Annotated in this window: 27 protein-coding genes; 19 read left to right on the top strand and 8 right to left on the bottom strand. The window is 60.7% G+C overall.

The annotated features are described in order from the left end of the window. Positions 1-17: 17 nt before the first annotated feature. The 8 genes from K9B32_RS04355 to K9B32_RS04390 all read left to right on the top strand — a co-directional run bounded on the left by K9B32_RS04355 (position 18) and on the right by K9B32_RS04390 (position 7,084). The gene (locus K9B32_RS04355) at positions 18-1,916 is read left to right on the top strand and encodes a potassium transporter Kup (RefSeq protein WP_224560706.1); all 1,899 of its coding nucleotides are present in this window, start codon (positions 18-20) and stop codon (positions 1,914-1,916) included. A 158-nt stretch (positions 1,917-2,074) separates the two neighbouring features. After that, positions 2,075-3,253, top strand: a complete 1,179-nt coding sequence (locus K9B32_RS04360; RefSeq protein ID WP_224560707.1) for a cell wall hydrolase — start codon at positions 2,075-2,077, stop codon at positions 3,251-3,253. A gap of 282 nt (positions 3,254-3,535) precedes the next feature. Further along, positions 3,536-3,880 (top strand): AtpZ/AtpI family protein, encoded by a 345-nt coding sequence (locus tag K9B32_RS04365; RefSeq protein ID WP_224560708.1) that lies wholly within the window; start codon positions 3,536-3,538, stop codon positions 3,878-3,880. Between the two features lie 73 nt (positions 3,881-3,953). Beyond that, positions 3,954-4,706 (top strand): F0F1 ATP synthase subunit A, encoded by a 753-nt coding sequence (locus K9B32_RS04370; protein WP_132588428.1) that lies wholly within the window; start codon positions 3,954-3,956, stop codon positions 4,704-4,706. 72 nt (positions 4,707-4,778) lie between these two features. Further along, entirely contained in the window at positions 4,779-5,006 is a 228-nt protein-coding gene (locus K9B32_RS04375) for a F0F1 ATP synthase subunit C (protein WP_003588243.1), read from the top strand. A 78-nt stretch (positions 5,007-5,084) separates the two neighbouring features. Beyond that, entirely contained in the window at positions 5,085-5,723 is a 639-nt protein-coding gene (locus K9B32_RS04380; RefSeq protein ID WP_224560709.1) for a F0F1 ATP synthase subunit B, read from the top strand. Between the two features lie 3 nt (positions 5,724-5,726). Continuing rightward, positions 5,727-6,218: a F0F1 ATP synthase subunit B gene (locus tag K9B32_RS04385; RefSeq protein WP_224560710.1), complete on the top strand. Its 492-nt coding sequence runs from the start codon at positions 5,727-5,729 to the stop codon at positions 6,216-6,218. Positions 6,219-6,313: 95 nt separating this feature from the next. Next, complete coding sequence (locus tag K9B32_RS04390; protein ID WP_224560711.1) at positions 6,314-7,084, top strand: phosphotransferase; 771 nt, start codon at positions 6,314-6,316, stop codon at positions 7,082-7,084. Between the two features lie 2 nt (positions 7,085-7,086). On the opposite strand, the gene K9B32_RS04395 is transcribed toward K9B32_RS04390, so the two are convergent. Continuing rightward, positions 7,087-7,758, bottom strand: a complete 672-nt coding sequence (locus K9B32_RS04395; RefSeq protein WP_224560712.1) for a ribonuclease HII — start codon at positions 7,756-7,758, stop codon at positions 7,087-7,089. A 109-nt stretch (positions 7,759-7,867) separates the two neighbouring features. Continuing rightward, positions 7,868-9,025, bottom strand: a complete 1,158-nt coding sequence (locus K9B32_RS04400; RefSeq protein WP_224560713.1) for a PA0069 family radical SAM protein — start codon at positions 9,023-9,025, stop codon at positions 7,868-7,870. A gap of 138 nt (positions 9,026-9,163) precedes the next feature. On the opposite strand from K9B32_RS04400, the gene K9B32_RS04405 reads away from it, so the two are divergent. Both K9B32_RS04405 and K9B32_RS04410 read left to right on the top strand, forming a co-directional pair. Continuing rightward, the gene (locus K9B32_RS04405; protein ID WP_224560714.1) at positions 9,164-9,682 is read left to right on the top strand and encodes a glycosyl transferase; all 519 of its coding nucleotides are present in this window, start codon (positions 9,164-9,166) and stop codon (positions 9,680-9,682) included. 188 nt (positions 9,683-9,870) lie between these two features. Further along, positions 9,871-10,188, top strand: coding sequence for a hypothetical protein (locus K9B32_RS04410; RefSeq protein ID WP_224560715.1), 318 nt, complete (start codon positions 9,871-9,873; stop codon positions 10,186-10,188). Positions 10,189-10,224: 36 nt separating this feature from the next. Here the strand turns inward: K9B32_RS04410 and moaB are convergent, their stop codons facing one another. The 4 genes from moaB to K9B32_RS04430 form a co-directional block, all read right to left on the bottom strand. After that, complete coding sequence (gene moaB, locus K9B32_RS04415; RefSeq protein ID WP_224560716.1) at positions 10,225-10,776, bottom strand: molybdenum cofactor biosynthesis protein B; 552 nt, start codon at positions 10,774-10,776, stop codon at positions 10,225-10,227. After that, positions 10,760-11,668, bottom strand: a complete 909-nt coding sequence (locus K9B32_RS04420) for a 4-(cytidine 5'-diphospho)-2-C-methyl-D-erythritol kinase (protein ID WP_224560717.1) — start codon at positions 11,666-11,668, stop codon at positions 10,760-10,762. The genes moaB and K9B32_RS04420 overlap by 17 nt, the downstream gene beginning before the upstream one ends. A 6-nt stretch (positions 11,669-11,674) precedes the next feature. Beyond that, positions 11,675-13,504, bottom strand: a complete 1,830-nt coding sequence (locus tag K9B32_RS04425; RefSeq protein ID WP_224560718.1) for a tetratricopeptide repeat protein — start codon at positions 13,502-13,504, stop codon at positions 11,675-11,677. Positions 13,505-13,634: 130 nt separating this feature from the next. After that, a complete protein-coding gene (locus K9B32_RS04430; protein ID WP_224560719.1) occupies positions 13,635-14,651 on the bottom strand; it encodes a polyprenyl synthetase family protein in 1,017 nt (338 codons plus the stop codon). A gap of 108 nt (positions 14,652-14,759) precedes the next feature. Here K9B32_RS04430 and K9B32_RS04435 point away from each other — a divergent pair, with 108 nt between their 5' ends. Further along, complete coding sequence (locus K9B32_RS04435; RefSeq protein ID WP_224560720.1) at positions 14,760-14,987, top strand: DUF2007 domain-containing protein; 228 nt, start codon at positions 14,760-14,762, stop codon at positions 14,985-14,987. 7 nt (positions 14,988-14,994) lie between these two features. Then, on the top strand, positions 14,995-15,771 hold the full coding sequence (locus K9B32_RS04440; RefSeq protein WP_224560721.1) for a tRNA1(Val) (adenine(37)-N6)-methyltransferase: 777 nt from the start codon (positions 14,995-14,997) through the stop codon (positions 15,769-15,771). Here K9B32_RS04440 and K9B32_RS04445 read toward each other — a convergent pair. Then, positions 15,768-17,108 carry an Nramp family divalent metal transporter gene (locus K9B32_RS04445; protein WP_224560722.1) on the bottom strand — a complete coding sequence of 447 codons (1,341 nt, stop codon included), beginning with the start codon at positions 17,106-17,108 and terminating at the stop codon, positions 15,768-15,770. The two genes, K9B32_RS04440 and K9B32_RS04445, sit on opposite strands and share 4 nt — an antisense overlap. 170 nt (positions 17,109-17,278) lie before the next feature. On the opposite strand from K9B32_RS04445, the gene K9B32_RS04450 reads away from it, so the two are divergent. The 7 genes from K9B32_RS04450 (at position 17,279) to purD (ending at position 24,973) form a co-directional block, all read left to right on the top strand. After that, a complete protein-coding gene (locus K9B32_RS04450) occupies positions 17,279-18,139 on the top strand; it encodes a S49 family peptidase (RefSeq protein ID WP_224560723.1) in 861 nt (286 codons plus the stop codon). A 19-nt stretch (positions 18,140-18,158) separates the two neighbouring features. Further along, positions 18,159-18,353, top strand: coding sequence for a hypothetical protein (locus tag K9B32_RS04455; protein WP_224560724.1), 195 nt, complete (start codon positions 18,159-18,161; stop codon positions 18,351-18,353). A gap of 77 nt (positions 18,354-18,430) precedes the next feature. Continuing rightward, entirely contained in the window at positions 18,431-19,390 is a 960-nt protein-coding gene (locus K9B32_RS04460) for a glycine--tRNA ligase subunit alpha (RefSeq protein WP_224560725.1), read from the top strand. 335 nt (positions 19,391-19,725) lie between these two features. Beyond that, a complete protein-coding gene (locus K9B32_RS04465) occupies positions 19,726-20,277 on the top strand; it encodes a LemA family protein (RefSeq protein WP_224560726.1) in 552 nt (183 codons plus the stop codon). Between the two features lie 93 nt (positions 20,278-20,370). Then, positions 20,371-21,630 carry a 3-phosphoshikimate 1-carboxyvinyltransferase gene (locus K9B32_RS04470; protein WP_224560727.1) on the top strand — a complete coding sequence of 420 codons (1,260 nt, stop codon included), beginning with the start codon at positions 20,371-20,373 and terminating at the stop codon, positions 21,628-21,630. A 41-nt stretch (positions 21,631-21,671) separates the two neighbouring features. Then, the gene (locus tag K9B32_RS04475; RefSeq protein WP_224560843.1) at positions 21,672-23,615 is read left to right on the top strand and encodes a DUF2207 domain-containing protein; all 1,944 of its coding nucleotides are present in this window, start codon (positions 21,672-21,674) and stop codon (positions 23,613-23,615) included. Positions 23,616-23,695: 80 nt separating this feature from the next. After that, entirely contained in the window at positions 23,696-24,973 is a 1,278-nt protein-coding gene (gene purD / locus K9B32_RS04480) for a phosphoribosylamine--glycine ligase (protein WP_224560728.1), read from the top strand. Positions 24,974-25,057: 84 nt separating this feature from the next. Here purD and K9B32_RS04485 read toward each other — a convergent pair whose 3' ends face one another. Continuing rightward, positions 25,058-25,276 (bottom strand): BBE domain-containing protein, encoded by a 219-nt coding sequence (locus K9B32_RS04485; protein ID WP_224560729.1) that lies wholly within the window; start codon positions 25,274-25,276, stop codon positions 25,058-25,060. Positions 25,277-25,795 lie beyond the last annotated feature (519 nt).

A 25,795-nucleotide genomic window follows, 5' to 3' on the forward strand; every position in this document is an offset into this window, starting at 1 on the left:
GAGCCTGTTTTCATTTCATGCACGAAGGCAGCCATTCACACGAACGAAAAATGAAGCCGCGCAAGCTGTTCTATCTTGCGCTGGGCTCCGTCGGCGTCGTTTATGGCGATATCGGTACCAGCCCGCTGTACGCGTTCCGCGAAGCATTGAAGCCCGTCGCGATCGACGGCCTCACGCGTTTCGAGGTGATCAGCCTCATTTCGCTGATGATCTGGGCTCTGACCATTATCGTCACCATCAAGTACGTGCTCTTCCTGCTGCGCGCTGACAACGAAGGCGAAGGCGGTACGCTCTCCCTGCTGGCGTTGCTGATGAAGACCGCCAACGGGCATACAGCGCTGTTGATGCTGCTTGGCCTTGTCGGTGCGGCATTATTCCTCGGTGATGCGATGATCACACCGGCTCTGTCGGTTCTGTCGGCCGTCGAAGGTCTGAAGCTCGTGGCGCCAAGCATGACGAGCTATATCGTGCCGATCTCGGTCTTCATTCTGGCGCTGCTGTTTGCTGTCCAGTCTCGCGGGACCGGCGCCGTCGCCCGCTTTTTCGGACCGATCACGGCGCTCTGGTTCATCGTGATGGCCGCCGCCGGCATTTCGCACATTTCCGATGACTTCGGCATTCTTGCTGCCTTCAATCCCTACTATGCGATAAGCTTCCTGCTGCATGAGGGATTTTACGGCGTCGTGGTGCTTGGTGCAGTCTTCCTGACGGTGACAGGCGCGGAAGCGCTTTATGCCGATCTTGGGCACTTCGGTCGTCGTCCGATTCAGTGGGCGTGGTTCGCGCTGGTTTTCCCGGCATTGACGCTGAACTATCTGGGGCAGGGCGCTCTCGTGCTCGGCAATCCGATGGCGATGTCTGATCCTTTCTACCTGATGTATCCGCAATGGGCACTGCTGCCGGTCGTCATCCTCGCGACCGCTGCGACGATCATTGCCAGCCAGGCCGTCATCACCGGTGCCTTCTCGCTCGTCCGTCAGGGCATCAACCTCGGCTTCCTGCCGCGCATGGAAATCCTGTTCACGTCGGAGACGAATACGGGACAGATCTTCGTACCGTCCGTCAACGCCGTGCTCTTCTTCGGCGTCATTTTCCTCGTCATCAGCTTCAAGACGTCGGATGCGCTGGCAACGGCCTACGGGATCTCGGTCACCGGCGCGATGGTCGTCACTTCGATCATGGCCTTCGAGTTCGTGCGCGTTCGCTGGAACTGGTCTATCCTGGTCGCAACGCTCGCGTTGGCGCCGCTCGTCGGTCTTGAACTCATCTTCCTTGGCGCGAACCTGCTGAAGATCCACGACGGTGGCTACATTCCGATCATGATTGCCACGGTGTTCACCGTCATCATGTGGACCTGGCGACGCGGCTCGGCTCTACTAATGGAGAAGACGCGCCATACCGATATCCCGATGGCATCCTTCGTCAGTTCGATCGAACGCAAGAGCGACCATTCCCCCGCCCAGGTGCCCGGCACCGCGATCTTCCTGACCAGCGATCCGGAATCGGCGCCCGCCGCGTTGCTGCACAATCTGAAGCACAACCACGTTTTGCATGACAAGAACGTGATTCTAACGATCCGCACGATCAACAAGCCGCGTGTTTCGAGCGCCGATCGCTATAAGGTGGAGCAGATTTCTGAGCGCTTCTCACGCGTCGAATTGCTGTTCGGCTTCATGGAATCGCAGAATGTCTCTCAAGCCTTGGCGACGCTGCGCAAGACGGGCCTGAAGTTCGACATCATGTCGACCTCCTTCTACCTCGGCCGCCGCAAGCTGGTTCCCGATGCGAAGTCCGGCATGCCCTATTGGCAGGATCGCCTTTACATCGCGCTCGCCAATGCCGCAGCAAATCCGTCGGACTACTTCCGCCTGCCGGCAAACCGCGTGGTGGAACTCGGCTCGCACGTCATTATCTAGCCGAACAAGTGCCCTTTAAAAGCCCGGCAATCTGCCGGGCTTTTATTTTTCCTGCCGCTAATGCTTTCGTCTCCGGAAGGTGTCCGCATTAACCAAGCATCAAGGTTAATGAGACATTTTCAACGGCATGTTCATGCGTCTCATGCCGGAGTCTCGCGTTGCGTCGAAATAGCCGTTCCCGTGGCAAGCTGCGCCTCTTGCTTCAAAACTGGAGTTCACCCACGCTCTTCGGCGTTTGCGGGTGGCTGATGTCGCCGACGATGGCGTCCCATGCTGACCTCGCTGCTCTGCTTGCCGGCCTCGACCAGGGGCGGGAAAACTGGCGCATGGTTTTGACCAATTCGCCGGCAGGGTCGATCCATCAGGCGGAACTGACCTTTGCCGATCCTGTCGTGACAGGCACGATCGCCGCCGGCGCAGGCATGGTTCTGCCCGACGGCCGCAAGGTCGCCTTCATGGCGAAGGACAAGGGACATGAGGCGACGCCGGACGAAGACCGCGTCAATCGTCCATCTAAGAAGGGCCGCGTCGTTACCGTCGAAAAGGTGCAGCCGCCAAAGGATTTCTCCGCCGGGTCTATCCTCCACAGAACGCGCTTGCTCTTTCAGCCCACGTTCGACCTCAAGGATAAGTCGGCTTTCGTGAAGCCGAAGATCAAGGGCAAGGAAATCCAGATCGCCTCGAATTTCTATAAGAAGGAGCCGCCCAAGCCGGATCGCGGCGTCTCGCCCATACTGGCTGGCCTCGTGACCAACGCAAAGGCCGACGTGCTGGCGACGGCCTATGCACCGGCCGCGCCTGATTATTCCCGTCAGTCGCCGTTCGATTCGATTCTGACCGACAAGGCCGACGACGGCCGCTTCGTGCCGCAGATTGGTCCGCGTGACCACGCCTGGGCTGCAAGCATCTTGGCGCCATCGGTATTCTCGGCCGCAGAGCAGCAGTGCCTGGCATCGGGCATCTATTTCGAAGCGCGTGGCGAAACGGTGAAGGGGCAGGCCGCCGTTGCCCAGGTCATTCTCAATCGCGTCCGCAATCCGGCTTACCCGAAGACGATCTGCGGCGTCGTCTATCAGAACGAGGACTGGCGCAACCGATGCCAGTTCTCCTTTGCCTGCGACAACGTCAAGGATCGGGTGAACTCACAGTATCACTGGAGAATCGCCCGCGAAGTTGCGATGGCGGTTACCGCCGGCAAGATCTGGCTCCCGCAGGTTGGCTCCGCCACGCATTATCATGCAGTCTACGTTCGTCCGAAATGGGCGAAGACCATGGAGAAGGTAGGCCGCATCGGCCTGCACGTCTTCTATCGCACCTATGGCGGCGGCTGGAGCTAACGGAAAAGCGGATCCTGGCACGATTTCGCGTCTCATCGCCACACACAAAAGCGGATTCTTTCGGTCGATTTTGGCCAAGTGCGCCAAGATCGGTCTAAGCATATGTTTTCTAATGCCTATTTTATGGCTGGACATCGGCCGCTCACGCCTTGACTATGCTTTTTGCTAAAACTATGTTGCGCGCGACTTCAGAACGGGCCGAAAGGTTCTCAAACCTTGAGGTCGTTGTCCGGAAAACCGGGGTAGCGGGATCGCGGACAGCGGCTGGAGGAGGAGAACGCGATGGCGGATGACCGCGAGGAAAGTCTTGAGAAGCGTCGTGCGCAACTGGAAGCGAAGCTCGCAACCAAGCGCGTAGAGGCGGGGAAGGAAGAGGCTATCGAAGCCAGCGCCGAAGCGAGCCGTAAAGGCTATGCCGAGGCGATGAAGCTTTCGAGCGAGTTCATCTCCGCAATCGTCGTCGGCGCCATTCTTGGCTATCTCCTTGACCGTTTTGTCGGCACAGCGCCTTGGGGATTGATTGTTCTTCTTCTTCTTGGATTTTGTGCCGGCGTGTTGAACGTTCTGCGTGCCGCGGGGAAGGTTGCAAGGCCTGATCCCGCCGAGCGCCAGAATGGTGGAAAATAGGGCAGAGCGCTCCAGCGTTCGATCCAGTGCAATAATCCCGTCTCGCGCGGGCTAAAGATAGAGAGAACAAGCGGTGTCTAACGATCCGACCCATCAGTTCCTGATCCAGAAGATTGTGCCGATCGAAGTCGGCGGAATTGATTTCTCGTTTACGAATGCATCGCTCTTCATGGCGGCTTCCGCTGCCGTTGCAGCTGGCTTCCTCTATTTTTCGACGTCGAATCGGGCGATCGTGCCGGGCCGCTCCCAGTCGGTTGCGGAGATGTCCTACGAGTTTATCGCCAACATGCTGAAGGAAGGTGCCGGATCCAAGGGGATGAAGTTCTTCCCGTTGGTCTTCTCGCTCTTCATGTTCGTGTTGACGGCGAACCTGCTCGGCATGTTCCCTTACTTCTTTACGGTCACCAGCCAGATCATCGTCACCTTCGCGCTGGCATTGCTCGTTATCGGTACGGTTCTCGTCTACGGCTTCTACAAGCATGGTTTCCATTTCCTGAATGTCTTTGTCCCGTCGGGGGTTCCTGGCATTCTTCTGCCGCTCGTTGTGTCGATCGAAATCATTTCCTTCCTGTCCCGCCCAATTTCGCTCTCCGTTCGTCTTTTCGCCAACATGCTGGCTGGTCACATCACCCTGAAAGTGTTCGCAGGCTTCGTCGCCTCGCTCGGAGCGCTGGGTGCGGTCGGCATCGGTGGCGCCGTTCTTCCTCTGATCATGACGGTCGCCCTGACCGGTCTCGAGTTCCTCGTCGCCTTCCTCCAGGCTTACGTCTTTGCGGTGCTGACTTGCATGTACCTCAACGACGCGATCCATCCGGGTGGCCACTAAGGGATACCGACATTGACGTCCCTCGGGCGTCAGTCAATTCGCCGCAACACAACCATTTCAAAGGAGTTCAACATGGAAGCGGAAGCAGCAAAGTTCATCGGTGCAGGTCTGGCTTGCTTTGGTATGGCCGGTACGGCTCTCGGCCTCGGCAACATCTTCGGCAGCTACCTGTCCGGCGCTCTGCGCAACCCGTCTGCTGCTGACAGCCAGTTCGGCCGTCTGGTTTTCGGCTTCGCCGTTACGGAAGCTCTGGGCATCTTCTCGCTGCTCGTCGCTCTCCTCCTGCTCTTCGCCGTTTAATACAGGCGCATTGAAGGATCACGGCCTGCAGTCCGCATGCCGTGATCCTTTGCATTTGCAGTACACCTGGAGGTGAGCATGTTTTTTGTGACCCCGGCTTACGCCGAAGAGGCCCCGGCGGGAACCGCAGAAACTGGTGCAGCAACCGGTACAGACACGCATGCCGCCCCGGCAGCAGGCGATGTCCACACCGAGACCGGCGTACCAGCCGAGCATCATAGTGGCGGCGTATTCCCGCCTTTCGATTCGACGACTTACGCCTCGCAGCTGCTTTGGCTGGCGATTACGTTCGTCGTCTTTTACGTGCTCATGCAAAAGGTCATCACGCCGCGCATCGGCGGTATCCTCGAGCAGCGCCACAATCGCATCTCGCAGGACCTCGATGAGGCAAGCCGCCTGAAGGCGGAAGCCGACGCCGACGTTGCCGCTTATGAAGCCGAATTGGCTGCCGCTCGCGCCAAGTCGAACTCGATCGGCACTGCCGCTCGCGACGCTGCCAAGCTGAAGGCGGAAGCCGACCGCAAGGCCGTTGAAGCAGGCCTGGCCGAAAAGCTCAAGGCTGCGGAAGGCCGCATCGCAGACATCAAGGCGAAGGCATTCGCTGACGTCGGTACCATCGCGGAAGAAACGGCAACGGCTGTCGTGGAACAGCTGATCGGCACCTCGGCAAAGGCAGATGTTGCCGCTGCGGTCGCTGACATCAAGAAGGGGGCTTGATCGATGGAATTTGCACTCGACGCAACATTCTTCGCATTCGTTGGCCTTGTTCTATTCCTGGCGCTGGTTGTTTACCTCAAGGTTCCCGGCATGATGGCGAAGTCGCTCGACGACCGTGCCGATCAGATCCGCAACGAGCTCTCGGAAGCTAAGCGCCTGCGCGAAGAGGCCCAGCATCTGCTGGCTGAGTATCAGCGCAAGCGCAAGGAAGCCGAAGCCGAAGCTGCACACATCGTTGCTGCAGCCGAGCGCGAAGCCGAAATGCTGACCGCCGACGCCAAGAAGAAGACGGAAGAATTCGTCGCGAACCGCACCGCGGTTTCCGAACAGAAGATCAAGCAGGCAGAAGCCGATGCGATGAAGGCGGTTCGTTCCGCTGCTGTCGATCTGGCGATCGCTGCGGCCGAAAACGTCCTGGCGAAGAAGGCAGACACGAAGGTTCAGTCCGAGCTCTTCAGCGACGCGGTCAGCCACGTCAAGAGCCGCCTCAATTGAGGTGAGCAACAAGCTTCTGGAAGGAAGGCCCCGCATTGCGGGGCTTTTCTGTTTGTGCGCACATGTGCGTCTCCGGAGCACATCGGGGGAATTGAATGTTGGAGGAAGGCAGCGGTGAGGGGCCGTTCCGCCGTGGCGACCTGGTGTGGCGTTGCGCCCGCCCGTGGAGTGGGAGCGTGCAGGCGCTTCTGGCGCATCTGCAGGCGCACGGTTTCGATACCGCACCGAAGCCGGCCGGTCTCGACGCGGATTGGGAGCGTGTCACCTTTCTCCCGGGAAAGATTGCGGACATTGAGCGGGACGCCGAGATGCAATCCGCCCCAGCACTTCTATCGGCGGCAGGCTGGCTGCGCCGCTACCACGACTGTACCGCGCCGGTCGCCGTCAACTGGGCGAAGCGTACATGGCAACTGCCGCCACGCGAGCCACTAGATGTGATCTGCCATGGCGATTTCGCGCCTTACAATATCGTCCTGAGAGACGGCAAACTCGCGGGCGTGATCGACTTCGAGACTGCGCATCCCGGTTCCCGGATATGGGATCTGGCTTATGCGATTTATCGCTGGGCGCCGCTCTCTTCGGCAATCGTCGCACATGAACTCTCCGGTATAGAGAGCCAGATCGAAAGGGCGCGTGTCTTTCTGGAAGAATATGGGCTGGACAGCGAACTTCGCGCTACGGCAGTCGACGGCATCATCACGCGGCTCGAAGCCCTCGTTTCCTTCATGGAGACCGAAGCTTCAACGGGATCGGCGAAGTATCAGCGCAACATCGAGGAAGGGCATCACCGGCTCTACCGGAAGGACATCGCCTATATCCAACGCCACAGGGAGCAGATCGTAGCGGGCGTCTCGCGTCTGACCTGACGTCATTCGCCGTCGATAAACCCGCCTTTTTTCAGCGGACTGAAGGTCATCCTATGCAGCGAGCAGGGGCCGTGTCTTTCGATGCCGGCCCGGTGCTGCGCGGTGCCATAGCCTGCATGCGCGGCAAAGCCGTAGGCCGGGAACGTGCTGTCGGCGCGTGCCATCATTCGGTCCCGCGTCACCTTGGCGACGATCGAGGCGGCAGCGATGGACACGGAGCGTGCGTCACCCTTGACGACCGCCTGCCCAGGGCAGGCAAGACCGGGTGGAATGTCGAGCCCGTCGGTCAGGACATAGCTTGCAGGAATCGACAGGCCACAGATGGCGCGGCGCATTGCGTCTAGGCTGGCCTTGCGGATATCCGTCTCGTCGATGCGCGTCGAGCTTGAGGAGGCGATAGACACCGTCGCCGTTGCGAGAATCTGCACGAAGAGCTCCTCGCGCTTCTGTGCTGAAAGCTGCTTCGAATCGTTCAGCCCATCAGGAATGCGTTTGGGATCGAGAATGACAGCGGCCGCCACGACGGGGCCGGCGAGAGGGCCGCGCCCCGCCTCATCGGCGCCGGCGACCGGCCAATGACCGGCCTTGCGCGCCTTCAGTTCCAGCCGGAAATCCGGCACGAGAGGGACATCTTCGAAAAGCATGGGAGAATCGGGTGGCGTGCGACGTTTCATGCGGCTGAACCTCGCACGCCAACCCGATTTCCTGCAAGTCCCCGGATCAGGGCGGCGGGCCGGGGACTTGAGCGCGGAAGGGCAGGGCGACCATCCGCGAACTCAAACATCAAAGCAGCGAGAGTTGAACGCCGCTGCCATCGGGCGGAACGAAAAGGTCGTCCCGTAGTGGCATGCTGCGTCGGGTCATACCGAGCCGTTTCGTTGCCATTTCAAAACGGCGGGCAATCTGCCAGGCATAGGGTCCAGCACCTTTCATTCGCTTGCCGAACTCGGCGTCGTAATCCTTGCCGTCGCGCATCGAGCGAACCAGCGACATGACGTGGCGGTAGCGGTCGGGATAATTTTGCAGCAGCCAGTCGCGAAACAGCGGTGACACTTCGAGCGGCAGGCGCAGGATCACATAACCCGCTTCCGCAGCGCCAGCGGCGTGAGCCGAGTCCAGAATGCGCTCCAGTTCATGATCGTTGAGCGCCGGAATCATCGGGGCAGCCATCACCGATGTCTGTATACCTGCCTCGGAGAGCGCGCGGATGGCCTCCAGCCGACGCGTCGGCGTCGAGGCGCGCGGCTCCATCGTTCGCGCCAGCTTTCGGTCGAGCGTCGTGACCGACAGCGAAACACGCACAAGGTTCCTCTCCGCCATCGCCGAGAGAATGTCGATGTCGCGCATGATCATTGCCGACTTGGTTACGATCGAAACCGGATGGTTCGCCTTCTCAAGCACCTCGAGAATCTGCCGCATGATGCGCCACTCCTTCTCGATTGGCTGGTAGGGATCGGTGTTGGTGCCGATCGCGATCACGCGCGGCCTATAGCCGGGCTTCGCCAATTCGCGCTCCAGAAGCTTCGCAGCATCGGGCTTGGCAAAGAGCTTTGCTTCGAAGTCGAGGCCGGCCGAAAGCCCCATATAGGCATGCGTCGGCCGCGCGAAGCAGTAGATGCAGCCATGCTCGCAGCCGCGATAGGGATTGATCGAGCGGTCGAAGGGAATGTCCGGCGATTCATTGCGGGTGATGGCCGTTCGGGGCTTTTCGATCTGAACCTCGGTCTTGAACGGAGGCAGGTCCTCAAGGTTCTGCCAGCCGTCGTCGAAAGTCTCACGGCGCAACGGCTCGAAGCGCCCGCTCGGATTGAGTCCGGCTGCGCGGCCCCGGCGGCGGTCGACTTCGATCCGCAGGCCGGCAGATACGATCATCGCATCGGCAATATCTGCCGTATTGGCAGGCGCGAATGCGGCCTGCCCTGCAAGGGACTGCTCGTTCATCGGGATTCTCCGCTGGCGGAAGCGTTGCTTCCATCCGTTTTGATGATTAAGTTCCTATCGGCAATATGAGAACAATGCAAGAACAAAATGAGGAAAGTGCCGCTGGCAAATTTTTGTGCGGCGCTCTATGAATAGGCAATGTTGACTGTTGTACTCGAATGCCGGGATCAGGAACCTGAACTGGCGCAGACGTTATCGGTGTTGGTTGCGGGCGCAGTGGAGGGGCTCGTCAGCGATGTCGTAGTGCTTGACCATGACTCAAGGGATGGGACCTCAAGGGTGGCCGATGCCGCCGGCTGCCGGTTTCATTCGCAATGGGATATCAAGGATATAGTGCGCTCGGCGCGGGGCGAGTGGCTGCTTTTCGTCGAGCCGGGAGCGCGGCCACAGACGGGCTGGATCGACGAGATTGCCGAGTACATGGCGCTAAACCAGTTGCCGGCGCGCTTCACTGCCTCGCGGGGATATCGACGGCCCTTCCTGCAGCGCATCGGCCGCGCCTCGTCGCCGCTCGAGCTTGGACTTCTCCTTCCCAAGAAGCAGGCGCTGGCCACGGCAAGAAGTGGTATGCGCCTTTCCGAATTCGCGAAAGGGCAGAAGCTGCGCAAGCTTTCCAGCGAACTGATTCCATCATGGGTCGCGCGCGCCGCCCTATAGCAAACGCGTGCTGGTCCTTCGACTTCTCCGCAAAAGATGGCGCCCGATACAATTTTGCGCTATAATTTCTGCATGGCGCCGCCCGAGCGCCTCGCTTCGTGACGGTCGACCATGGAATGCCGTTAGACGGCAGAACAGGTCAGCGGAAGTCTCCTCTTCTGCCGGTTTCCGGCAAAAGGAGGTGCGTCATGAAACGCAATATGATCCGCGGCCTGTTCTCGGCCGTCATATTGACGACATCGATGATCGCGCATCCGCATTCGGCAGCATCGCAGATGATGCGCAGTTGCGCAGGCCGATCCGAGGTCGTCAATTTCCTCGACAAGAACTTTGCCGAAAAACTGACGGCAGTCGGATTGGTCAACCAGAACGCCATGCTTGAGGTCTATGCCGCGCAGAGCGGCACGTGGACGCTGCTCATCACGGATGTTCGCGGCGTAAGCTGCATCCTGCTGTCGGGTGATAGCTGGGAGACGATGCCTACTTTTCCGGGCATTGGGACATAGAGCGGCAGGTTTGCATTTTTCTGCCGAAGCAGTTCGTTACTTGCCCCCGCCGCGCTTCAGATGCTCATCGAGGCGCGGCATGATCTCCACGAAATTACAGGGCATGTGGCGGTAGTCGAGCTGGGCTTTCAGTATGCCGTCCCAGGCGTCCTTGCAGGCGCCGGGCGAGCCGGGCAGCGCGAAGATAAAGGTCGCGTTGGCAACTCCCGCCGTGGCGCGTGATTGAATCGTCGAAGTGCCGATCTTGTCGTAGGAGATACGGTGGAACACCTCCGAAAAGCCATCCATCTTCTTCTCGAAAAGCGGTTCCAGCGCATCCGGCGTAACGTCGCGGCCGGTAAAGCCTGTTCCGCCGGTGGTGATCACGACGTCGATATCGTCGCGCTCGGTCCAGGCCTTCACACGCGAAGCGATTGCCTGTCGGTCGTCGGGGACGATCGCGCGGTCGACCAACCGGTGACCCGCCTCCGTGATCCTGGAAACCAACGTATCGCCGGAACGGTCATCGGCGAGCGTCCGTGTATCCGAGACCGTCAGCACGGCAATGCCGACAGGGATGAAAGAACGCGTTTCATCCAGCCCTGGCATCATGCCCTCCAGCGATCGTTTCTGTTGTTTCGAAATACCAGTCCGGTCGCTCGCTGTGAAGCGCGGCGACTGCGTCTTCAGCCGCTGCAAGCGTATCGAAGATGCCGTAGCAGGTCGCGCCCGAACCAGACATGCGAACAAGCGAAGCGCCTTGCTTCTTGAGCATCGCCGAGATCTCGGTAATTTCGGGCAGCAGGTCCCGAGCGACCGGCTCAAGGTCATTGCGCATCGAGCCTATCATCTCGACCCAGGTGGAACGCGGGGCCATGTCGAGTGCCGGTTTGGTCTTGATCGCCAGCTTCCGGAAAACCTCGGGCGTCGATACGCCTTTCAACGGGTTTGCCAGCACCATGGCAAAGGCCGGCATGTCGTCGACAGGCGTGATCTCTTCGCCAATGCCGCGCGCGATCAGTGGTCTGCTCGCCAGGCACATGGGCACGTCGGCACCGAGCCGGACGGCGATCGCCTCGATGGTCGCATTCGAAAGTGAGACGTTCCAAAGCCGCATAAGACCGCGAAGCGTCGCTGCCGCATCGGCCGATCCGCCGCCGATTCCGGATGCAATCGGCAGGTTCTTCTGGAGATGGATGCGAACCGCGGGAGCAAAGCCACTCTCGCGAGCAACTGCCTCGCGGAGAAAGTCCCGGGCCTTCAGGACAAGATTGTCGCCGCGGTCGTCGACGAGCGCTTCGGCAAAGCGTCCTGAGATCACGAACTCGTCTGAGCCCGCCGACGTAAATTCCAGCCGGTCGCCATGCCGGGTGAAGGTCACCAGCATATCGAGGAGACGGTAGCCATCGGATCTCTGGCCCGTCACATGCAGGGCCAGATTGATTTTTGCCGGAGCCTCCTCGATGACAGTCACGTCATCGCGCATAATGGCTGCTGGCATCGCCTATCAGGACTTCTTGTCCGTGGGCTTCGGTTCGACCGGTGCCGGATCCGGCTGCTTCTTGTCGGCGGCCTTGGAGTTGTCGGTATCCTGCGGCAAGCCGTTGGCGATCTTTTCCTTGATCTTCGGGATCTCGGAGGCCTCGGGCTCGGAACCGAGCGCCCGGTTCCACTGGTAGACGGCTTCGAGCTTGCGGCCGACACGCCAATAGGCATCGCCCAGATGGTCGTTGATCGTCGCATCGCCGGCCTTGATCTGCGCCGCCTTCTCCAACTCCTCGACCGCATCGTCGAAGCGGTTCAGCCGGAAATAAGCCCAGCCCAGCGAGTCGATGATGTAGCCATCGTCCGGACGCAGATCGACCGCCTTCTTGATCATCCCCAGCCCCTCATCGAGGTTCCGGTTCATGTCGATCCAGGAGTAGCCGAGGTAGTTCAGAACCTGTGGCTGGTCGGGGTTGAGTTCCAGCGCCTTGCGGAAATTCGGCTCGGCCTGGTCCCATTTCTTCAGGCGCTCATAGGCAATGCCGCGCTGGAAAAAGACTGTCCATGCGCCCCTGCCCGGCAGCGGGCCGAGGACTTCGACGGCCTTGTCGTAGTTGTCCGCCATGGCGGCGTAGTCCTTCGCATCCGACAGGACGCTGCCATAGGCGAGGTAGCTGCGAATGTCCTTCGGATCGGAGGCGATCAAGCTTTGAAGGTGCTTGCGCGCTTCTTCCACCTTGCCGCCCTGTGCAAGGGCAAGACCGAGCTGCAGCTCGGAGATGCGGCGCATCGGCGAGGTCTCGGGCACCTGCTTGTAGAGCGCAATCGCGCGGTCCATCTGCTCCTGCTTCTCGGCAATGCCGCCGAGCATGACGAGCGTATCGGCGCTATCCGGATCAAGCGTCTTGGCTGTCTGCAGGTAGAGCGAAACGATATCCTCGGCGCCGTCACGGTTCAGCGCACCACCGATGGAGAACAGCACGCCCGCAGCGCCCTGTTTGGCGGTCTGAATCTGCTGCTCCTGCTTCTCGCCCTTTTCGATGCTCTGGCGCAATGCGTTCAGCGGCGCGTAGTTCGGCAGCAGGTTGTCGCCGACGGAAATCGCATCGAGTGCCTTCTGCTTGTTGCCCTGCGAGGCTTCCAGTCGAGCAAGAGCCATGACGGCGCGCATGAAAGTATCGGGAGCCGTCGCGCCGCCGTCCTTGTCGAGCACGGCGTCGTTGAGGTTCTGGCGAGCCGCCCTTACGTCACCGTTCACGATCGCGATCGCGCCGGCATTGTAGGATTTGAAGATGCCGACCCAATCCGGCCCCTTCATCTTCTGAACCATGGCGAGAGCATCCTTGCCACGCCCCGCGCCGACGCGAGCCCAGGCAGCGAGCAGATCGTTCATCATCCGGTCGAGATCGTTCGGGCCAGTATATTTCAGAAGTGATTCAGCTGTCTTGTACTCGCCGCGGCGAATGGCGTCCATGCTGCGCACAATGGTCGTGATACGCTCGACCGTCGGATCGCCCTTCAGGTCGTTGGCATATTTCACGCCATCCTTGATGTTGCCGTTCAGAAGTAGCGAGATCATCAGTCGCTGGCGGATCTCCGGATTTCCCGGCTCGATCTGCAACGCCTTCTTGTAGAGTTCAATCGCCGTCTCGTAGTCGTGATCGACATCGGCCGTCCGGGCGGCCAAAAATGCGCCGGAGAAGCTCGTGACGCTATCCGGATCGAAGATCACCGTGGCGGCATCGTCCTTCTTGGCCGTCTCTTCGGCATTCACGCCGCCGAGCGCTGCCAGCGATAGGACCGCTGCCATGGCTGCGCTCGAAAGAAGACGGAAGGCAAGTTTTTGCCGCATTAGAAAACCTCTCTTGTCGGGCAGCCGGCCTCGTCCGACTGCAAAATCAGTTGAAATGACTGACTCACAACAGGATGGCTTTTTTGAAGCGGCCCTGCAATAAATTCAGCCCGCGATCAGTGACCGTCGCTTAATTGACGCGCTCAATGCAGAAGTCGATGACTTCCATCAGGGCCGACTTCCATGCCGTCTCGGGAAGCGGCGCGAGCGCATCGCGTGCAATCGTGCCGTAGTGTACCGCCCGGGCAATGGTGTCGTTTAGTGTGCCGTATTTGGCAATCAGGCCAAGTGCCTTTTCGAGATGCTGGTCGCTGCTCTCGCCGCCTTCGATGGCCTGCCGCCAGAAAGCGCGTTCTTCCTCGGTCCCGCGGCGGTAGGCCAGGATGACCGGAAGCGTGATCTTGCCCTCGCGGAAGTCGTCGCCGACATTCTTGCCGAGATCGGCTGCCTTGCCGCCATAGTCCAGCGCGTCGTCGACAAGCTGGAAGGCTAGGCCGAGATTCATGCCGTAGGACTTCAGCGCGTTGCGGCCGGATTTGCCGGCATCGGCGACGATCGGGCCGACTTCCGCGGCGGCGGCAAACAGCGCCGCGGTCTTCGCACGGATGACTGCGAGGTAGTCGTCCTCGGTCGTTTCCATGTTCTTAGCGACGGAGAGCTGCAGCACTTCCCCTTCGGCGATCACGCAAGCCGCCGAGGAGAGCACATCGAGCGCATCGAGCGAGCCGACATCGACCATCATGCGGAACGCCTGGCCGAGCAGGAAGTCGCCGACGAGCACGCTCGCCTGGTTGCCCCAGATCATGCGGGCGGTGGACTTTCCGCGGCGAAGGTCGCTCTCGTCAACCACATCGTCATGCAGCAGCGTCGCGGTGTGCATGAACTCGACTGATGTCGCAAGCTTGATGTGGTTCTCGCCCTTGTAGCCGAACAGCGCGGCCGACGCCAAAGTCAGCATCGGACGGAGACGCTTGCCGCCGGACGAGATGAGATGGTTGGCCACCTCCGGGATCATCTGGACATCGGAACCGGCCTTGGAGAGGATAAGCTGGTTCACCCGTTGCATGTCCGCTTTAGTCAAATCGACCAGCGGCTTGACGGATGCCAGTTTGTTTTTGCTTTCTTCAAGCGGTATGACCACGCCCAACGACCCGGACTCCTGTTAAATTATCGAGTTGGACAATAGAAAGGGGCGATTGGCGCGGCAAGGGGTGAATTGTCGCGTCGCGCAAATTTGAAAGGGATTTTCCGGCAAATGCATGAACTTATTCGCGCCAATGATCCCGTGTTGCTCTCCTACGCGGAGAGCCTGCTGAAGGATGCGGGGATCCACTGCTTCATCGCCGATCAAGGCATGAGCGTTCTGGAAGGGTCGCTGGGCATGTTGCAGCGCCGGCTGCTTGTCGATGACGAGGAGGCGGATCGGGCACGGCGGATCCTCGCGGATGCCGGGCTCGGCGACGAACTGCGTGCTCCCAAGTGAGCCTGAGATGACGGGAGATGTTGCCGAGACGATCGACGCCTTTCATCGGGGGCTGTTCCATGTGGTGCAGCCGAAGGGCAGGGGGCATCGCTCGGGCATGGATGCAATGCTGCTGGCTGCGCTTGTGGCCGACGACCGTCCGATCAAGGTCGCGGATCTCGGTGCCGGCGCAGGTGCCGCCGGCTTGGCCGTCGCGTCGCGGCTGCCGGCCGCCGAAGTCGTGCTCTTCGAGCGCTCCGGCGAGATGGCCGACTATGCGCGCCGCAGCGTCCTCCTGCCTCAAAATGCCTATCTGGCGGGCCGCGTTTCCGTCGTCGAGGCGGATGTCACGCTAAGGGCGAAGGCGCGCAACGAAGCCGGTCTCCCCGACGAGAGCTTTCATCACGTCATCATGAACCCGCCGTTCAACGATGCGGGCGATCGCCGCACACCCGATGCCTTGAAGGCGGAGGCACACGCGATGACGGAAGGACTGTTCGAAAGCTGGGTGCGGACGGCCGGGGCGATCATGATCCCCGGCGGGCAATTGTCCCTGATCGCACGGCCGGAATCGATTGCAGAAATCATCGATGCCTGCGGACGCCGTTTCGGCGGCATCGAAGTCACCGCGATCCATCCGCGCGAGGGCGAGAGTGCCGTGCGTATCCTCGTCACGGCCATAAAAGGGTCGCGCGCGCGGCTTTCGCTGCGCGCGCCACTCATCATGCACGAGGAGGGGACGCATAAATTCTCCCCCTTCGTTGACGATCTCAACAATGGCCGGGCGGCCTATGCCAGGCGCTAGCCGGTGACGAAGTCGAACAGCAGCTTGACATTGAGACCGGCAATCAGGGCTGCGATCACGTAGGCGATTGCGCTTAGCCAGCGCGGGGCGACCAGCGCGCCCATCTTCGCCTTGCTCGCCGTAAACATCACGAGCGGGAAGACGGCGAAGGACAGCTGAAGGCTGAGCACGACCTGGGTCAGGATCAGCAGTTCCGCCGTACCCTTGTCGCCATACCAGATCGTGACGAAGGCGGCCGGAACAATGGCGATCGCACGGGTGATCAGGCGACGAACCCACGGTTGTAGCCGGATCTTCAGGAAGCCTTCCATAACGATCTGGCCGGCAAGCGTTGCCGTAACCGTCGAGTTCAGGCCGCAGCAAAGGAGTGCGATGCCGAAGAGTGTTGGAGCGATTGCCAGGCCAAGCAACGGTGCGAGCAACGAAGATGCCTCGCCCAATTCCACGACGTCCGTCTTGCCGTTCGCATGGAAGGCAGCGGCTGCAAGGATCAGGATCGATGCATTGATCAGCAGCGCAAAGCAGAGCGCTATGGTCGAGTCGATCGTCGCGTAGGTCAGCGCCTGGCGCTTTTCCGGCACCGTGTGGCCGTAAGCGCGGGTCTGTACGATGCCCGAGTGCAGGTAGAGATTGTGCGGCATCACGGTGGCGCCGAGAATGCCGAGCGCGAGATAGAGCATCTCAGGATTGGAAACGATCTCGGTCGTCGGGAAGAAGCCCCGGATCACCGCACCCCATTCCGGGTCGGCAAGGAAGATCTGCACGCCAAAGCACACGGCGATGATGGCGAGCAGGGCGATCACGAAAGCTTCTACCCAACGGAAGCCGATCTTCTGCAGATAAAGGATGAGGAACACGTCGAGCGACGTGATAAGCACGCCGAGCTCAAGCGGAATTCCGAAAAGAAGATTGAGGCCGATGGCGGTACCGATCACTTCCGCGATATCGGTCGCGATGATGGCGATTTCGGCAAACGCCCAGAGCGGAATGGAGACGTACTTCGGGTAGGCGTCACGGCAGGCCTGCGCAAGGTCGCGGCCGGACGCGATCGCAAGACGGGCGCACAGTGACTGCAGGACGATCGCCATCAGATTGGAAAGGAGGGCAACGGTCAGCAGCGCATAGCCGAACTTCGAACCGCCGGCGAGCGAAGTCGCCCAGTTGCCGGGATCCATGTAGCCGACGGCCACCATGTAGCCGGGCCCGAGGAACGCGGCGATGCGCCGCCAGCGCGTCCCGTGTTTCTGCGTCTGGATTGAGCGGTAGACATCGGAAAGCGATGCCTCTTCGCGCTCGTGTCGCCAGCCGGCCTTTGTGTTCGTATTTACGATGTCCATGCAATCTCGCCCTTTTTACCAGTAGGAGCAGTATGTCTGATTGGAATGATAATGCAAGTCATTCGCAATAAGATTTGTGAATGGGAGATGTTTTCTGCAGCGACCATTGCGTTTGTCGCTCCGTTGCATACATGGAAGGCGTTTGATGATGTCGCCGCAAAGGATGGAAAATGGCCGGATTTTTGAAGAGGTTGCTGCCGAAGCGTTTCCGCAAGGAAGGTGTGGTCATCCCCGTGGTTCGACTTCACGGCCCGATCATGAGCGGCGGAAGCCAGTTCCGGCCCACTCTCAATCTCGCCGCTGCGGCGCAGGTCCTGGAGAAGGCCTTTAGCTTCAAGGATGCGCCGGCGGTTGCGATCTCGCTCAATTCGCCGGGTGGCTCCCCGGTGCAGTCGCGACTCGTCTTTACCCGCATCCGCGAACTCGCACGTGAAAAGCAGAAGAAGGTTCTCGTCTTCATAGAAGATGTTGCGGCATCCGGTGGCTACATGATCGCGCTTGCTGGCGACGAAATCATTGCCGACCCCACTTCCATCGTCGGCTCGATCGGCGTCGTCTCCGGTGGCTTCGGTTTCCCGGAGCTGCTGAAGAAGATCGGGGTGGAACGCCGCGTCTATACTGCGGGGGAAAACAAGGTGATCCTTGATCCATTCCAGCCCGAGAAGGAAAAGGATATCGAATACCTGAAGACCCTGCAGCTGGAAATCCATCAGGTGTTCATCTCCATGGTTCGCGAACGACGTGCCGGCAAACTGAAGAACGACGATGTGGTGTTCTCCGGGCTCTTCTGGACGGGCACGCGCGGCCTCGAACTCGGCCTGATCGACGGCCTCGGCGACATGCGCCAGGAATTGAAGCGCCGCTTTGGGGCCAAAACCAAACTCGAGCTGGTGATGCCCGCGCGCGGTCTATTCGGAAGGCGCATTCCCGGTATATCGTCAGCCAACTTGGAAGGTGCCGGAGCCGGTCTCGCGACCGGACTTGTCGAGGCCGCCGAGGAGAAGGCATTGTGGAGCAGATACGGGCTCTGAGGGATTAAAGGCTGGCATCATGCCGCAACTGATAATCATTGTCGTGCTGGTGGTTGGCGCCTGGCTTCTCTACCGCCGCTTTGTTGCCGACGCGAAGCGGCTCGCCGAGCGATCCCGCCGTGCCGAGAAGGAGCGCCAGACGGGTGCCATCGGCACACTGGTCAAGGATCCGGTTACGGGCGAATACCATCTGAAGAAGGACGACGACGAGTAGAGCCGCAAAAGCCTTGACCCGTCTGGCGCGTCGTGGCACCTGTCCGCGCACTTTTGTACGAATTCGGAAGCCGTTCCATGTCTGCAGCAATCCCCGACCACATGAACCCGAAGCGCTCGTTCCAGGCGCTGATCCTCACGCTCCATAATTACTGGGCGGACAAGGGTTGTGCGGTGCTGCAGCCCTACGACATGGAAGTTGGCGCCGGTACGTTCCACCCGGCAACGACGCTGCGTGCGCTCGGTCCCAAGCCGTGGAAGGCTGCTTACGTGCAGCCGTCGCGCCGCCCGTCGGACGGCCGCTATGGCGAGAACCCCAACCGCCTGCAGCACTATTACCAGTATCAGGTCCTCCTGAAGCCGAACCCGCCGAACCTGCAGGAGCTCTATCTCGGCTCGCTCGCGGCGATCGGCCTCGATCCGCTGCTGCATGATATCCGTTTCGTCGAGGATGACTGGGAAAGCCCGACCCTCGGCGCCTGGGGTCTTGGCTGGGAGTGCTGGTGCGACGGGATGGAAGTGTCGCAGTTCACTTATTTCCAGCAGGTCTGCGGCATCGAATGCTCACCTGTCTCGGGCGAGCTGACCTACGGTCTGGAGCGCCTTGCGATGTACGTCCAGGGCGTCGACAATGTCTACGACCTGAACTTCAACGGTCGCGAGGGCGACGAGAAGATCAGCTACGGCGACGTCTTCCTACAGGCGGAGCAGGAATATTCCCGCCACAATTTCGAGTACGCCAACACGGAAATGCTGCACCGGCACTTCATCGACGCCGAGAAGGAATGCCAGGCGCTCCTCGCCGCCGGCGCGCCGGGCGACAGCGATAATCAGAAGCTGCACAAGTGCGTCTTCCCGGCCTACGACCAGTGCATCAAGGCAAGCCATGTCTTCAATCTGTTGGATGCCCGCGGTGTGATCTCCGTTACCGAGCGTCAGAGCTACATTCTGCGGGTACGGACGCTCGCCAAGGCCTGCGGCGAGGCCTTCCTAATGACCGATGCAGGTGGGGCGAATCTAGCGAAAACTGCCGCTTGAAGGGCGGCAGTCAGTGGCGATCGCCGCTTCTGGCCTCGACACGGCGCACCACCGGGCTCGCTATGTTCTGGACAAAGAAGTACGAAGCGATGGCCAGCATGTTGAGCAAGAAAAGTACTGCGCTCATGGTCTGAATGATCCTCGTCGCAAGTTTCTCGGGCACGTTTGTTTCAACCGTGCAAGATGAAAATAGGACGTGGGCCGGCGCGACCGTATCGTGATCTTTCGCTACCCTTGTCCTTGATTGTCCCGAAGAGATCGGAAATGCGGGATGACAATCTGCGGTAACGCGCATAGTCTCCCGGCATACTTTCGGGCGTTGCGGGGGATTCGTGATGTATATTATTCTTGGCCTTGTCGTTCTGGCCGCGCTTTATGCCGTCTTCATTTACAACGGCCTCGTTCGCGCACGGCAGATGGCTGAGGAAGCCTGGTCCGGTATTGATGTGCAGCTGAAGCGCCGCGCCGACCTGATCCCCAATCTCATCGAGACGGTCAAGGGCTATGCCGCGCACGAGAAGACGACGCTCGAAGAGGTCGTTGCCCTCCGCAACAAGGCCCAATCAGTTCCAGCAGGCGATGTCGCTGGTCGCGCCCAGGCGGAAGGCCTGCTTGGCCAGGCGCTCGGCCGTGTGCTGGCTCTCGCCGAAGCCTATCCCGACCTGAAGGCGAACGAGAATTTCCGCGAGCTGCAGACCTCGCTCGAGACGATGGAAAGCGAAATCCAGATGGCCCGCCGCTATTACAATGGTGCGGCTCGTGATCTGAACGTCAAGGTCGAGAGCTTCCCGTCCAATCTGGTCGCCGGCCAGTTCGGTTTCCAGAAGCGGGAGTATTTCGAGATTACCAACGAAGCGGATCGCGCCGTTCCGACGGTAAAGTTCTGATATCCGCCATTTGCCTTTGCGTAAAAGCTGCTATGAGCAGGGCATGATCGTGGCTGGAAACGGCCTTCGCGCAAAGACGGAAAAGACAAGGTTATGAGTAAAGAGAAGCTCACCATCATCCCGCCGGACAAGCCGCTGATAGGCCGCGCCATCCCCCCCGGCTCGAAGTCGATCACCAACCGCGCGCTGCTTCTGGCAGGTCTCGCCAAGGGTACCAGCCGCCTGACCGGCGCTTTGAAGAGCGACGACACGCGTTACATGGCCGATGCTCTCCGCGGCATGGGCGTGATCATCGAGGAGCCGGATGACACGAGCTTCGTCGTCACGGGCAGCGGCAAGCTGCTGCCGCCACAGGTGCCGCTCTTCCTCGGCAACGCCGGAACGGCGACGCGCTTCCTGACGGCTGCTGCCGCCCTGGTGGATGGCCCGGTTGTCGTCGATGGTGACCAACACATGCGCAAGCGCCCGATCGGCCCGCTCGTCGATGCGCTGCGTTCGCTTGGCATCGACGCATCGACCGAAACCGGCTGCCCGCCCGTCACCGTCAAGGGCACCGGCCGCTTCGAAGCGAGCCGCATCCAGATCGATGGAGGCCTGTCGAGCCAGTATGTCTCGGCGCTCCTGATGATGGCCGCCGGCGGCGACAAGCCGGTGACGATCGAGTTACTTGGCGAGGATATTGGTGCGCTCGGCTACATCGATCTGACGACGTCGGCGATGCGCGCCTTTGGCGCCAAGGTCGAGAAGACCAGCCCGGTGACCTGGCGCGTCGAGCCGACCGGCTACACCGCGGCCGACTTTGTGGTCGAGCCGGACGCCTCGGCCGCGACCTACCTCTGGGCGGCGGAAGTGCTGACGTCAGGCAAGATCGACCTCGGCGTTGCGAACGGCGCGTTCACGCAGCCGGATGCGAAGGCCTATGACCTGATCGCCAAGTTCCCGCATCTTCCGGCCGTCATCGACGGTTCGCAGATGCAGGATGCGGTTCCGACCCTTGCCGTTCTTGCGGCTTTCAACGAGACGCCGGTTCGTTTCGTCGGCATCGCCAATCTGCGCGTCAAGGAATGCGATCGCATTCGAGCGGTCTCGACCGGCCTCACGCAGATCCGTCAGGATCTGGCGCGCGAGGAAGGCGATGACCTGATCGTCCAGTCCGATCCGGATCTCGCCGGACAGCGCCTGCCGGCCAAGATCGACACCTTCGCCGATCACCGCATCGCCATGAGTTTTGCGCTAGCCGGCCTAAAGATCGCGGGCATCACGATCCTTGATCCGGACTGCGTTGGTAAAACCTTCCCGGCCTACTGGCGGACGCTGGCAGGGCTTGGTGTGACCTATGCCGACGAGGGCTGACACTATCTGACGCGGCCGGGACGCCGCAGGCGAGGGGTATGATGATCCGACGGCTTTCCGGCCTCTGCTTCGTTCTGTTTCTGATGCTTGCGGCGCGTGGCGCCATCGCTGCGGAGGTGATCAACGCCTTCGTGTCAAACATCGCGCTTGAGAAGAGCGGGGCGATGACGGTGACGGAGACGATCACCGTCAATGCCGAAGGCAATCGCATCCGGCGCGGCATCTTCCGCGATTTTCCGCTGACCTATCAGGATGAAGAAGGCCGCCTCCGCCGTGTCGATTTCGACGTTATCTCGGTCAAGCGCGATGGTCGCGACGAGCCTTGGCATACCGAGTCCATCAGTGGCGGTATCCGCATCTATGCCGGCTCGGAAGACGTCACCGTCAGCTATGGCCGCCACGAATACGTCTTCACCTACCGCACCAATCGCCAGATCCGCTACTTCGACAATCACGATGAGCTCTACTGGAATGTCACCGGCAACGGCTGGATCTTCCCGATCCTGACGGCGACGGCGACGGTCAACCTTCCTGACGGTGTCAGCGCGACCGACACTGTTTTTTTCACTGGCCCGCAGGGGGCGACGGACAGGAATGCAAGCGTTTCCGGCGGCGGCGGCCGATTGCTGTTTTCGACGACCCGGCCGCTCAATGCCGGCGAAGGGCTGACAATTGCCGTCAAGATGCCGAAGGGCTCGATCGATCCGCCGAGCGCCGACGATAAACGGCGCTGGTGGCTGAGCGACAACCGCGACTACTTCCTCGGCTTCGGTGGCCTTCTCCTCGTCTTCCTCTACTACACGCGTTCCTGGCTGAAGGTCGGCCGCGATCCGGCCCGCGGCGTGCTGGTGCCGCGCTGGGAGCCGCCCGACGGCATCTCGCCGGCACTGGTGAACTATATCGACAATCACGGTTTCTCCGGGCAGGGTTGGACGGCGCTGTCGGCCACGGCCCTCAATCTGGCGGTGCGCGGCTATGTGTTACTGGAAGACCTCAAGAACGCGATCATCATCCGCCGCACCGACAAGCCGGTCGGCAAGGAGAAGCTTGAGGCCGGCGAAACGAGCTTGCTGAATGCCGTCGGCGCCAAGGGCTCCCTGACGATCGACGAGGCCAACGGAACGAAGGTAAAGTCGGCGGGGGACAGTTTCCGGGCCGCCATCGAGCGCGAGCACCGCGGCAAATACTACAATGCGAATACCGGCTACACGACGGGTGGTATCGCACTCAGCGCCGCCTCGTTGGTGGCCCTCTTCGTCTTTGGAACGCTGGAGCCGGAGACCATCGCCTTGATGATCATTCCGATCGTCGTTGTCGTCTTTATTTCCGTCTTCGTTGCCGGCTTTGCCAAGTCGTTCCGCCCCGGCAGGTCGCTCGGCGCGAAGGTCATGTCCGTGATCGCCATCGGTATCGCCACCTTTATCGGCTTCAGCATTGTGTCGTCTCTGGCCTTGGCGCTGTTCTCGTCGCTAGTGGAACTCCACGAGACGCCAATGCTGTTTGCCATCGGCGGCATCATTCTTTTGAACCTGCTCTATGTCTTCATCATGGGTGCGCCGACGCCGCTCGGGGCCAAGCTGATGGATGGCATCGACGGCCTGCGCCAGTACATGACGCTGGCTGAGAAGGACCGCATGAATATGGCGGGGGCGCCCGAGATGTCGCCGCAGCATTTCGAGAAGCTGTTGCCTTATGCTGTGGCGCTCGGCGTCGAAAAGCCCTGGTCGAGGGCCTTCGAGACCTGGCTTGCGGCAGCAGCGGCGGGCGCAGCTGCGGCAGCCTATGCTCCCTCCTGGTATTCCGGCAATTTCGGCAGTGGCAATTTCTCCGATCGCATCGGCGGCTTCTCCTCATCGATGGCCTCGACGATTGCGTCCACCATCCCGGCACCGCCCTCCAGTTCGTCTTCCGGTTTTTCCGGCGGCGGGTCCTCGGGCGGTTTTTCTGGGGGCGGCGGGGGCGGCGGTGGTGGTGGCGGCTGGTAAGGCTTCTTGCTCAAGCATTCCTGCTTGACCTTTCGGCGCTCTCCCCTTAACCGCCAGACGGAAACGCGAAAGGGACGGGCATGAAGGTTCTGTTGATCGGATCGGGCGGACGCGAGCACGCATTGGCCTGGAAGCTGGCGCAATCGCCTGTCATGACGGAATTCTACGCCGCGCCCGGCAATCCGGGCATTGCCGAGCACGCGACCCTGGTTGCCCTCAATGTCGACGACCATGATGCCGTCATTGCCTTCTGCAAGGGCAAGGCGATCGATTTCGTCGTCGTCGGCCCGGAAGCACCGCTGGTCGCAGGCATAGCCGACAAGCTGCGCGCCGAAGGCTTTCCCGTCTTCGGCCCGTCGGCGGCAGCAGCCCAGCTCGAAGGCTCGAAGGGCTTCACCAAGGATATCTGCGCCCGCTACGACATCCCGACCGGTGCCTATCAGCGCTTCAACAATGCGCCTAAGGCCAAGGCCTATATCCGCGAGCAGGGCGCCCCAATCGTCGTCAAGGCCGATGGCCTTGCTGCCGGCAAGGGCGTGACCGTCGCTATGACCGTCGAGGAGGCGCTCGCAGCCGTCGACGACTGCTTCGAGGGCGCCTTCGGTGCCGCTGGCGCCGAGGTTGTCATCGAAGCCTATCTCGATGGTGAGGAAGCGAGCTTTTTCTGCCTGTGCGACGGCAAGCATGTCCTGCCTCTCGCAACCGCCCAGGATCACAAGCGGGTGGGCGAGGGTGACACCGGCCCGAACACCGGCGGCATGGGTGCCTATTCGCCCGCACCCGTGATGACGGCCGACATGGTCGAACGCACGATGAAGGAAATCATCGAGCCGACGATGCGCGGCATGGCCGAAAGCGGCTATCCCTTCTCCGGCGTCTTCTTCGCCGGTCTGATGATCACCGCCAAGGGGCCGGAACTGATCGAATACAATGTCCGCTTCGGCGATCCGGAATGCCAGGTGCTGATGATGCGGCTGAAGAGCGATCTGCTGCCGCTCCTCATCGCTACCGCCAACGGCACGCTGGATCAGGTCTCAGCCGAATGGACGGGCGATCCGGCCCTGACCGTCGTGATGGCATCGAAGGGCTATCCGGGCTCCTACGACAAGAACACGCCGATCCGCCATGTTCCCGAAGCGGGCGAGGGAGGCAAGGTGTTCCATGCAGGCACGGCCATGAAGGACGGAGCGCTGGTCGCGACCGGCGGGCGGGTACTCAACGTCACGGCGACGGGCAAGACGGTCGGCGAGGCGCAGACGCGCGCCTACGCGCTGCTCGATAAGGTCGATTGGGACAACGGCTTCTGCCGCCGCGATATCGGCTGGCGGGCGATCGAACGCGAAAAAAGCGTTCGGTAGATCTGCCACCAACTTGCTTTTGTTTATCGAGGCCTCCTTCGCGGTCGGTCGGAAACGACGCACATCCTCGATTTGAACAGGAAGTCAGGTCAGCGGCGTGATGTTCTGATTGAGACGGAACATATTGTGCGGATCGAGCCGCCTCTTTAGGCGCGCAAGCCGCTGGTACTTCTCCGGGCCATACGCATCTAAAGCTACGACCGTGCCGGCATCGGCTTGCTCGTTGACGTAGTTCCCAGCCATCGAGAACGTCGAAAGCGACTTGCCGGTGATCCGCCCCCCAGGCAATGCATCGGTCGTCATCGGCAGCATCGTCCCAGACCGGCTCTGCAAGCCAGTAGTAGCTGGCACCTCTTCCCGTATATGCAGTTGCCTCGTCTGCTACATTGGCCACCGCTCCTCCGAGTTGCAGCACCGAAATCTCGGCATCTGGCGTTGGCGCATCGGCGATGGAGAGCAGCAAGGTGTCGATTGCTTCATCGGTTACATCAGACCAGAATCCGCCCTTGCAATAATACCGTCGAGAACAGGCGAAGTGCTCGTCGTTGCGGCTCTGCAGGCTGAGATAGGGTAGTTTCTCAATAATCCCGATGCCACCATCAGCCAGCACTCCGAACGGTGACAAGACCGCGTGAGCGAGGGCAGCATCCCCGACCAAACTGTCGTAGTGTTGAGGCCTGTGGCTGTCGCTGTGAAGTTGAGGGTGGTTTCGCGACGCTTCATGTGAGCCGATGGAGCGCTCGGGCTTTTGTGCGCAGAAGCGGTCACAGGCGGCATGTCCTACCGAACAGTGCGAAAAGGCGTGAGCAAAACGCGAAATCG

The organism is Rhizobium sp. 3T7 (assembly GCF_020166565.1).
Classification (GTDB): domain Bacteria; phylum Pseudomonadota; class Alphaproteobacteria; order Rhizobiales; family Rhizobiaceae; genus Rhizobium.

Coding starts and splice junctions, on each gene's coding strand:
- K9B32_RS04355 (WP_224560706.1), top strand. CDS start 18: ATGCACGAAGGCAGCCATTCACACGAACGAAAAATGAAGCCGCGCAAG.
- K9B32_RS04365 (WP_224560708.1), top strand. CDS start 3,536: ATGGCGGATGACCGCGAGGAAAGTCTTGAGAAGCGTCGTGCGCAACTG.
- K9B32_RS04375 (WP_003588243.1), top strand. CDS start 4,779: ATGGAAGCGGAAGCAGCAAAGTTCATCGGTGCAGGTCTGGCTTGCTTT.
- K9B32_RS04380 (WP_224560709.1), top strand. CDS start 5,085: ATGTTTTTTGTGACCCCGGCTTACGCCGAAGAGGCCCCGGCGGGAACC.
- K9B32_RS04385 (WP_224560710.1), top strand. CDS start 5,727: ATGGAATTTGCACTCGACGCAACATTCTTCGCATTCGTTGGCCTTGTT.
- K9B32_RS04390 (WP_224560711.1), top strand. CDS start 6,314: ATGTTGGAGGAAGGCAGCGGTGAGGGGCCGTTCCGCCGTGGCGACCTG.
- K9B32_RS04395 (WP_224560712.1), bottom strand. CDS start 7,758: ATGAAACGTCGCACGCCACCCGATTCTCCCATGCTTTTCGAAGATGTC.
- K9B32_RS04400 (WP_224560713.1), bottom strand. CDS start 9,025: ATGAACGAGCAGTCCCTTGCAGGGCAGGCCGCATTCGCGCCTGCCAAT.
- K9B32_RS04405 (WP_224560714.1), top strand. CDS start 9,164: ATGTTGACTGTTGTACTCGAATGCCGGGATCAGGAACCTGAACTGGCG.
- K9B32_RS04410 (WP_224560715.1), top strand. CDS start 9,871: ATGAAACGCAATATGATCCGCGGCCTGTTCTCGGCCGTCATATTGACG.
- moaB (WP_224560716.1), bottom strand. CDS start 10,776: ATGCCAGGGCTGGATGAAACGCGTTCTTTCATCCCTGTCGGCATTGCC.
- K9B32_RS04420 (WP_224560717.1), bottom strand. CDS start 11,668: ATGCCAGCAGCCATTATGCGCGATGACGTGACTGTCATCGAGGAGGCT.
- K9B32_RS04425 (WP_224560718.1), bottom strand. CDS start 13,504: ATGCGGCAAAAACTTGCCTTCCGTCTTCTTTCGAGCGCAGCCATGGCA.
- K9B32_RS04435 (WP_224560720.1), top strand. CDS start 14,760: ATGCATGAACTTATTCGCGCCAATGATCCCGTGTTGCTCTCCTACGCG.
- K9B32_RS04440 (WP_224560721.1), top strand. CDS start 14,995: ATGACGGGAGATGTTGCCGAGACGATCGACGCCTTTCATCGGGGGCTG.
- K9B32_RS04445 (WP_224560722.1), bottom strand. CDS start 17,108: ATGGACATCGTAAATACGAACACAAAGGCCGGCTGGCGACACGAGCGC.
- K9B32_RS04450 (WP_224560723.1), top strand. CDS start 17,279: ATGGCCGGATTTTTGAAGAGGTTGCTGCCGAAGCGTTTCCGCAAGGAA.
- K9B32_RS04455 (WP_224560724.1), top strand. CDS start 18,159: ATGCCGCAACTGATAATCATTGTCGTGCTGGTGGTTGGCGCCTGGCTT.
- K9B32_RS04460 (WP_224560725.1), top strand. CDS start 18,431: ATGTCTGCAGCAATCCCCGACCACATGAACCCGAAGCGCTCGTTCCAG.
- K9B32_RS04465 (WP_224560726.1), top strand. CDS start 19,726: ATGTATATTATTCTTGGCCTTGTCGTTCTGGCCGCGCTTTATGCCGTC.
- K9B32_RS04470 (WP_224560727.1), top strand. CDS start 20,371: ATGAGTAAAGAGAAGCTCACCATCATCCCGCCGGACAAGCCGCTGATA.
- K9B32_RS04475 (WP_224560843.1), top strand. CDS start 21,672: ATGATCCGACGGCTTTCCGGCCTCTGCTTCGTTCTGTTTCTGATGCTT.
- purD (WP_224560728.1), top strand. CDS start 23,696: ATGAAGGTTCTGTTGATCGGATCGGGCGGACGCGAGCACGCATTGGCC.
- K9B32_RS04485 (WP_224560729.1), bottom strand. CDS start 25,276: ATGACGACCGATGCATTGCCTGGGGGGCGGATCACCGGCAAGTCGCTT.